An 8,470-nucleotide genomic window follows, 5' to 3' on the forward strand; every position below is an offset into this window, starting at 1 on the left:
TATTCCCATGCGGACAGAAGCTTTTGCCAGCGCTTTGTAGTCGAGACGAGGTGCTGATGTATGGCAAGAACTTAAACTAAAGGTCAGTCCGATAAGTGCAACTATATAAGAGAGGTATTTCTTCATGCTTGTTCCTCTTTCTCTTCCGGTTGAACAATTGTTTCCTGAACTGGTACTTCTTGAATTGTTGTTTCCTGAGCCGTCATTTCCATTTTCTCTTCTTCAATTTCTTCTTCTACTCTGACATTAAAATAGTCTTCAAGCTCCTTTTCAGCCGAGTTATTCTCATTCTGAATATCACGGATAATCACTCCATTCTCCATCAGAGCAATACGCGGACACACATCCACCGTATGGTTTAGGTTATGACTTGAAATAATGACTGTGGCATGGTGATCTTCATTGTATTTTTTCAGCAGGTGCTTGATGATGGACTGTGAACTCGGATCAAGGAAATTGAACGGTTCATCCAGGATCAGCAATTGCGGATGATGCAGCATGGCGGAGATAATACCTATTTTCTGCTTGTTTCCGGCAGAGAAGTTACGGATGAATTTCTTTTGTCCGAGGACTTCGTTACTCATGAAGCGTTCAAATGGAAGCAGACGTTCGTCTACCTCTTCTTTTTTCAGACCGTACATTTTACCGATGAAGTAGAAATATTCTTCGGGAGTGAGGTAATCAATCAGGAAACCATCATCGATGAAAGCACCTGTGAATTGTTTCCAGTCTTCATTTTTGGATACATCGATGTCATTGATTGTCACATTTCCCAGATCTGCCTGTAGCAGGTCCAGTATCAGACGGAAGAGGGTAGTCTTACCCGCACCATTGTTGCCTACCAATCCTAACATATCGCCCTGGTAGATGCTATATTTCTCGATATCTACGGCTTTCTTTTCGCCGAAGTTTTTTTGAAGTTGGTTAATCTCTATCATATTCGTTATTATTTTTGTCTACTATCGTGAAATCCTTCCATATTCTTATATCGGCGCTTCATGAAGCGATGATATACATTCCGTAGCCACCATCTTGAAGTTGCGATGAATAGTATGCCGACAACTAAGAGAATCCATGGGGTTACTTCTTTGCCCACCGTCGCATTCAGTACGAAGAATAGTAGCAACGGCACTCCGAATGCACCTCCTGCAATGAGGTTCTGCAAACCGGTACCCACATTTTGCCGTCCAGTCATTTTGGCATTAAGGTCAAGCGTCTTGTTGTTATACACTGCCAACTGAAACAGACAGAAGTATACGGCACCCGGAACGAATATAATCCAAGCGGTGCATTCCAGTACAGATACTTTACCCGTCACCATACCCGGTATCATCAGCACAAACGGGATGATGAGTGCGATGCTGTACAAGATGTATTTGGCACGCAACAATGAATAGATGGACTCCTTGCGGCTCATCAGACCGTCAATGTAGTTACCTTCGTAGCTCATCAGCGGAGAGAGGAACAGAATTCCGAAGATGATATAGTTGTAAAGTACGAAGAAGTCGCGGGAGCCACCATCGTAAATATCAGAAAAACTGATGGTAAGACTGAAAATCAGTACTATAGCGGTAACGGAATAAAGTGACTTCCTGCACACCTTGTTGCGTAGTAGCAATTTCAACTCCAGCCGGATGTATTCGCCTATTTCGCCATAACGGTCCAGGAACTTGTATTCGGATACTGTTTTTACTTGAACGGTAGTGTCTTCTGTTTTATTCAGTTCATTGTAGACCAGTTTTTGCATAATGCTCCGGTTGATGAACCACATAAGGGAAATGGCTACCAGGACACAGATAAATGTGAGTATGTTTCCCGTGATAAATCCTTCACCCAGATCAATGAAGAAACCGAATAACGGACTGTCATCTGGAACGAAAAGTGCAGCTGCAATACCTCCGTATACGACTATCGGCAAGAGAACCCACCAGATGCGTTCGTCCATCAGCGTACGACATAGCAGATACCAGTAATTATTGAATACGATGAGCAACCAAATACCAATGCAGTAAGTCAATACACCTCCTATTCCATAAAATTTGGTAACAGTGATAATAGCGAACGGAACGAACAGGAAGAGCCAAAGCAAATTAAAGCTGTTAAGTCCCGAGCGTAGGAGCAGTAAGTCGATAAGACGACTCCTTTTGATGGGGAGCAGTAAGTATGGTTTAACTTCCTGTGTCGGTGTTTTCAGGAAGGGTAACCGCAAAAGGAAGTCCAGGGCGAGTATGAAGATCAGGCCGCTGTTCATTACGTGATAGGCTTCTTTGGCGCCTCCGTCGAAGGCGAAAGCGAATGTTGTTCCGAAGAAAATGAGATACCCTGCCCAGAATACACTCATGAAGTACATCCAAAACTTTCCGAACTTACTTTTCTCGTACATCGGATGCCGCTTTTCAGCTAACTTTCCGTGTCTGCGTAGCTCAAGAAATAGATTCATGCTGTTTAGTGATTAGTTGTTAGTGATTAATGGAGTGATTGGAAGGTAGTGATTAGTAATAAGTAAGAATGCACTCGCTTATCACTAATCACTTATCCTTTATCACTATTTGTTGGGTACCGTCATGGTTACCTCGATTTCATTTCCTTGTTTCAACAGGTCAGATACAAACTTTTGAATATCTTTAGCTGTGATGCTATTTACGATATCCGTGTATCCTTCTGTCATATCCATGCCATAATAGAAGTAATCGTTCAGATTATTCATCCAGTATCCGTTTTCTTTCTGGTTGTCGGCATACTTCTTCAGCATGTACTCTTTTACTTTCTGCAAGTGTACGTCTGACGGTCCTTCGGCTGCAAGTTTCTTCAACTCGTCTACTACAATACCTGCCAGTTTATCTTTCTTAGCCGGATCGGTCTGGAAGACAATCTGCAACATCAGTTGTTCTTTCGGATACTTCTGCAAGTCGCCATAGCAGTTTACACCGTATGTACCACCTTCTTTTTCACGTACTTCTTCCGTATAAACCATATCAAGAACCTGAGTTGCAAAGCTCAGCAGAATGTCATTCTTCAAAGTATAAGGAGCTTTACCGCTGTACAGGAATACGATCGTTGCTGTAGGCGTTTGTTGCTCTTTGGCATATTCATTCTTGTACACGCCTTTGCGTATATCCATCTTCGTATCTTTGAAGGTTTCTTTGCGATTGATGGCAGGCAGTGCACCTAAGTATTCGGCAATCAGTGGTTTGGCAGTTTCAAGGTCAATGTTTCCGACAAAGTAGAATGTAAAGTCGCTGGCATCTTTGAAACGGTCGTTGTACATTTCCAGAATACGGTCGTAATCAATCTGATCCACCATTTCCGGTTTCATCATTACTACACGCGGGTGATTATTGTACATTGCTTTCTGTAAAGAGTCGTTTATAGAAGAAAGAGGATTTGCCTGCGCACTTTCCAATTGGGCTTTCATACGGTTTTTAAAAGATTCGAATGCTTCCGCATCTTTACGGGGAGCGGTGAAGGTGAGATATGTCAGCTGCATCATCGTTTCAAAATCTTTTGGTGAGCAGGTACCGAATACATTCTCTGTGGTAGCACCCAGACCGGCATTGACGGAAACTTTCTTGCCAGCCAGTACTTTCGTCAAGTCTACTTGGCTGAAGTTACCCAAACCACCTACAGCTATTACGTTGTCCATAACGGCAAAGTTCAGTGCGTCTTTGTCGGGGAAAATGGATTTACCACCCAGACTGGTACCTTTCATGCGGATTTCATCAGCTTTGAAATCAGTCTTCTTTACATAGACAGCTACACCATTTGAAAGAACTAATTTTGTACTACCATAGATATCGCCTTCTTTCTCAGAAATGATTTTACCACCTTTCGGAGCTTCTTTCATCAGCGGTTCGTCAGATACTTTGTCTACGTATGCTTGCAGGTCGAGATCTTTCATACCTTTCAGTAAGTTGATAACTTCTTCTTTTGTCGGGTATTTCAAGCCTTCTTTTGCAGGACCGGCAATTATAACTACTTGATTGCTATCCGGAACGAGTTGCTGCATTACCATATTCATGGCCTGTAAGGGAATGTTAGGAGCCAGTTGGTTCATCATAGCGTACTCAGCTTCAATCCCCGGGATAGGCTCGCCATTCAGGAAGTTCTGTACATATTCTCTTACGTAAGAACCGTGCTTGGTCTTTTCGCGTTCGTTGTAGGCAGACTCTAAACTCTGCAAATAGTTGGCGCGTGCGCGTGCATATTCTGATTCGGTAAAGCCGAAGCGACGTGCACGTTCAGTCTCTTGTAGTAAGGTTTTCAAGGCTGTTTCAATGCCGTCGGCTTTACTTGAGGCAGAAAGTGCGAAGGCTTCTTTGGTTTTGGCGACAAAGAAGTCGCTATAGTAACTGCTTGCGCGGGTAAACGGTGGGTTAGCACTTTGCACCAATTCGCTCAGGCGGGCGTTCAACATACTACTGATCATGCTCGTCATATATTGTGAAGCAAGGTAGCCTACATTATTCTTTTCTGAATCAGGAGTCGCATCTTGCTTGAAGTAAATCTCAATTGACGGGTCGTCTACTTCCTTATCTGTACCGATAGCTACGATGGGTTCCTTATTATCAGTAACAGGATAGTAAGTGCGTTCTGCCGGATTTACCGGTTTTTGTACATCGGCGAATACTGCCTTTAGTTTAGCTTCTACGGTGTCTACATCGATATCACCTACGATAACGATACCTTGCAGATCAGGACGATACCATTTGTGATAGTAATCGCGGATATCTTTATAAGGGAAGTTGTTGATTACATCAATAGAGCCGATAGGCATACAATCTGCATATTTGTCACCCTGATATATAGTTGGGAGCAGGTCAGTGTAGACGCGCAACATACCACTGTTGCGGCTACGCCATTCTTCACGGATCACACCACGTTCTTTGTCGATTTCATCGTCTTTGAGTAGGATATAGTTAGACCAGTCGTGCAGGATCAGCAGACAGGAGTCCAATACACCGGTGCGGTCAATCGGAGCATTACTGATGTTGTAAACAGTTTCGTCTATGCTGGTATAAGCATTTAAGTTAGTACCAAATTTGATACCTACGGTTTCGCACCAAGGGATGACGCCGAGGCCTTTATCATCACCGGGGAAATTTTTAGTACCGTTGAAGGCCATGTGTTCCAAGAAGTGGGCAAGTCCGCGTTGTTGCGGTTCTTCAAGAATGGAACCTACTTTCTGGGCAATATAGAACTCAGCCCGATTTTCGGGTAATTTGTTGTGGCGTATGTAATACGTCAGGCCATTGTCTAATTGGCCGATACGGACATTTTTGTCCACGGGAAGGGGCGGAAACTGCATTTGCTGCGCTACCGCTTGTTGGAAACCGGCACATAGAACGAATGCTACTGCCAGTAAACTGTGAAATAAATGTTTCATGTTGATGAAAATTAAAATTGTTTCTTGACCTATTTGTCGAAGAGGGAGAGGAGAAATCACAGGAAGGATATATTTTTTATATGAATGATAATTTAGCGGCTTTGCCGCTAAATTATCATTTTATCGCCTCACGAATCCGTACCAGTTTCGTCAGTAGTCCTTCCAGTAAATCGAGCTTCAGCATATTGGCACCATCGCTTTTGGCTATTTCGGGGTGCTCATGTGTTTCAATAAACAATCCGTCTACACCAACCGCAACACCGGCTTTGGCAACGGTTTCAATAAGCTGCGGCATACCACCTGTCACTCCACTTGTCTGATTGGGTTGTTGCAGAGAATGTGTAACATCCAGAATGACCGGATAACCGAAGGTTTGCATTTCAGGAATGCCACGGTAGTCTACAACAAGGTCTTGATATCCGAAAGTTGTTCCACGTTCGGTAATCATAACTTCCTTATTTCCGGCTTCTACTACCTTTTCCGCAGCAAAGCGCATGGCGAGTGGAGACAGGAACTGTCCTTTTTTGATGTTAACCACCTTTCCTGTTTTTGCAGCAGCTATCAGAATGTCTGTCTGGCGGCAAAGGAATGCTGGTATTTGCAGTACATCTACATATTCGGCGGCCATTGCGGCTTCTTCTGCAGAATGTATATCTGTAACAGTAGGCACACCAAAAGTATCGTGTACTTTCTGTAACACTTTCAACGCTTTTTCATCGCCTATTCCCATAAATGAATCCAGGCGTGAACGGTTGGCCTTGCGATAAGAGCCTTTAAATACATAAGGTATTTGTAATTTCTCCGTGATATTTACCACACGTTCGGCAATACGCATTGCCATCTCTTCTCCTTCAATCACACAAGGACCTGCCAATAAAAAGAAATTTCCGGCAGGATTATTCTTTAATTCAATCATAAGTAATTAGTGTATAGTGCTTAACGTTAATCGTTATTCTTAGTTGGGTATAATCAATGTTATCGCTTCATGCATAATTCCGATGTCCAGTGGAAAATGCCGGTCGAGAATACGTCCGTCCAAGTCCACCGAAGCATTTTGTGCACGTAGTACTTTTACTTTCTGGGTACGGTAAGGCATCACGACTTTATGATTCAGAATACGTCCCTGGATAAGCATCCACAGTCCTGATACGAGTTGTAATAGCTCCGGACGATAGATAACGGATACATCGAGCCAACCGTTATATGGCACGGCACTTGGTGCTTGTCCGTATCCCCATGCACTGCCAATACATACCGTCATGATACGTCCCCGGATGTGTTCTCCGTTTATTTTGAGATGCATCCGGTAGAGCTTCCGTTCAAAGAAAAGTGAGATGAGGGCCATGAGATAGGACAGGAATTTCACTCCCCAGAAACGTTTGGTCTGGTCGGAAATCTTCACGATACGGGCTCCTAAACCAATGTTGATTGCATTGAGGAAATAGCGTGTTACATGCTTTTCACCATCGTAATAGTTGCAAAATCCGACGTCTATCTTCCGGCGTCGGTTATTTATGATGCAATCTACGGCATCTTTGTATTCCGAAGTCATTTCCCAGTATTTGGCAAAGTCATTTCCGATACCGTTGGGAATGATACCTATGGCGATTTCTCTTTTATCTTCTGCATTGGACGACATGATACCGTTGATGGCGTCGTTTAGTGCTCCATCACCGCCCACCACAACAATGGTGCGGTATCCGTTATTGGCAAGAATGCCGGCTAAACGTTCCACAGATCCGAACCCTTCAGACTGCACATAGTCATAAGACACGCCTCGGCTGTCCATATATTCTTTGATTTCTTTCCACCGTTTCTGCACTTTCCGCGTGCCGGCTTTGGGATTGTATATCACTCCCCACTTTTCGGGTTCTACGCTCATATTGTTATCTCTTAGTAAAGTCCTACATAATCATTTTTGTACTCTCCCCGCAGTCTTTGTCTTTGTTGCCCCAAAGATACTAATTCCCTTCGAGTTTCGCTTGTACAAAAGCAATCTTTTCTTCCATAGGCAGCCCGGCATCCATCCAATGGATAGTAAAGCCGCGTCGTTCCATTCCCCGGAACCAGGTCATCTGCCGTTTGGCAAACTGATGAATAGCAATCTCCAGTTCCCTGTACATCTCTTCGTATGTTAGTTTGCCGATAACGTACAGAGTCAGGTACTTGTATTCCAGGCCATAATAGATAAGATCATCCGGTTGGATACCCTGTTCTATCAGGCGTCGTACTTCATCTACCATCCCTTCGTCCAGACGTTGACGCAGGCGGTTGGATATCTTCGTACGGCGTAATTCCCGGTCTATATCTACACCAATGATAAGGCTGTTCAGTTTCGGGAACTCCCGTTCGTCTACCGGTGTATGTGCATAATATTCTTCTATCTCAATGGCTCGGATCGCTCGTTTTACGGTGTCGACATCTGTAGTATTATGCAGGGCTTTGTATTGCTTCAGCACCTCAGTCAGTTCTTCCAGGGATTTATCGGCAAGGCGTGCACGTAACTCCGGGTTTTCGGGAACTGGCAGCAACTTATAGCCTTTCAATACGGATTCCAGATACATACCGGTACCTCCACACAAAACGGGAAGTTTCCCTTTTTGTTTAATAGTCTCGTACGCTATCAGAAAATCACGCTGATATTCAAAAACATTGTATTTATAACCCGGGTCGGCAATATCAATCAGATGATAGGGGATTAGTTTACCATTTACAGTGTAGTCTACCAGGTCTTTACCTGTACCGAGATCCATACCACGGTAGATTTGCCGGGAATCTGCACTGATGATTTCTGTGTCAAGAACATCTGCCAGTGCTGCGGCGAAAGGAGTTTTACCGGAAGCGGTAGGACCTAATATAGCTATCAAATCATAGTCAGGCATAAGTCGTTTTGATTATTTTTCTACAAAGATAATGCAAACCGAAAGCAATACAAAATAAGCTTGATTATTTTTAATGCTAAAGTGCAGCTTGTCTTCGTTTTAAAGCTAAATATGAAAAAGGAAGTGAAAAAGAGAATGCCTTCTCTTAAATGGTGTTATAAATGCGTTGTTTCCGCACACGGAACTTGCTACTTTCAAAAAAGTG

At 43.5% G+C, this 8,470-nt stretch carries 6 protein-coding genes; all 6 read right to left on the reverse strand.

The annotated features are described in order from the left end of the window. Positions 1–122: 122 nt before the first annotated feature. The 6 genes from BACCELL_RS15135 to miaA all read right to left on the reverse strand — a co-directional run bounded on the left by BACCELL_RS15135 (position 123) and on the right by miaA (position 8,265). Positions 123–938 (reverse strand): ABC transporter ATP-binding protein, encoded by an 816-nt coding sequence (locus tag BACCELL_RS15135; protein ID WP_007212746.1) that lies wholly within the window; start codon positions 936–938, stop codon positions 123–125. An 8-nt stretch (positions 939–946) separates the two neighbouring features. Continuing rightward, positions 947–2,440, reverse strand: a complete 1,494-nt coding sequence (locus tag BACCELL_RS15140; protein WP_007212747.1) for a DUF5687 family protein — start codon at positions 2,438–2,440, stop codon at positions 947–949. A gap of 105 nt (positions 2,441–2,545) precedes the next feature. Next, entirely contained in the window at positions 2,546–5,383 is a 2,838-nt protein-coding gene (locus BACCELL_RS15145; protein WP_007212748.1) for a M16 family metallopeptidase, read from the reverse strand. A gap of 115 nt (positions 5,384–5,498) precedes the next feature. Continuing rightward, entirely contained in the window at positions 5,499–6,299 is an 801-nt protein-coding gene (kdsA, locus tag BACCELL_RS15150; RefSeq protein ID WP_007212749.1) for a 3-deoxy-8-phosphooctulonate synthase, read from the reverse strand. A 39-nt stretch (positions 6,300–6,338) separates the two neighbouring features. After that, the gene (locus tag BACCELL_RS15155; RefSeq protein WP_007212750.1) at positions 6,339–7,265 is read right to left on the reverse strand and encodes a diacylglycerol/lipid kinase family protein; all 927 of its coding nucleotides are present in this window, start codon (positions 7,263–7,265) and stop codon (positions 6,339–6,341) included. A gap of 79 nt (positions 7,266–7,344) precedes the next feature. Continuing rightward, complete coding sequence (gene miaA / locus BACCELL_RS15160) at positions 7,345–8,265, reverse strand: tRNA (adenosine(37)-N6)-dimethylallyltransferase MiaA (RefSeq protein ID WP_007212751.1); 921 nt, start codon at positions 8,263–8,265, stop codon at positions 7,345–7,347. Positions 8,266–8,470: the final 205 nt, after the last annotated feature.

The organism is Bacteroides cellulosilyticus DSM 14838, from assembly GCF_000158035.1.
Taxonomy (GTDB): domain Bacteria; phylum Bacteroidota; class Bacteroidia; order Bacteroidales; family Bacteroidaceae; genus Bacteroides; species Bacteroides cellulosilyticus.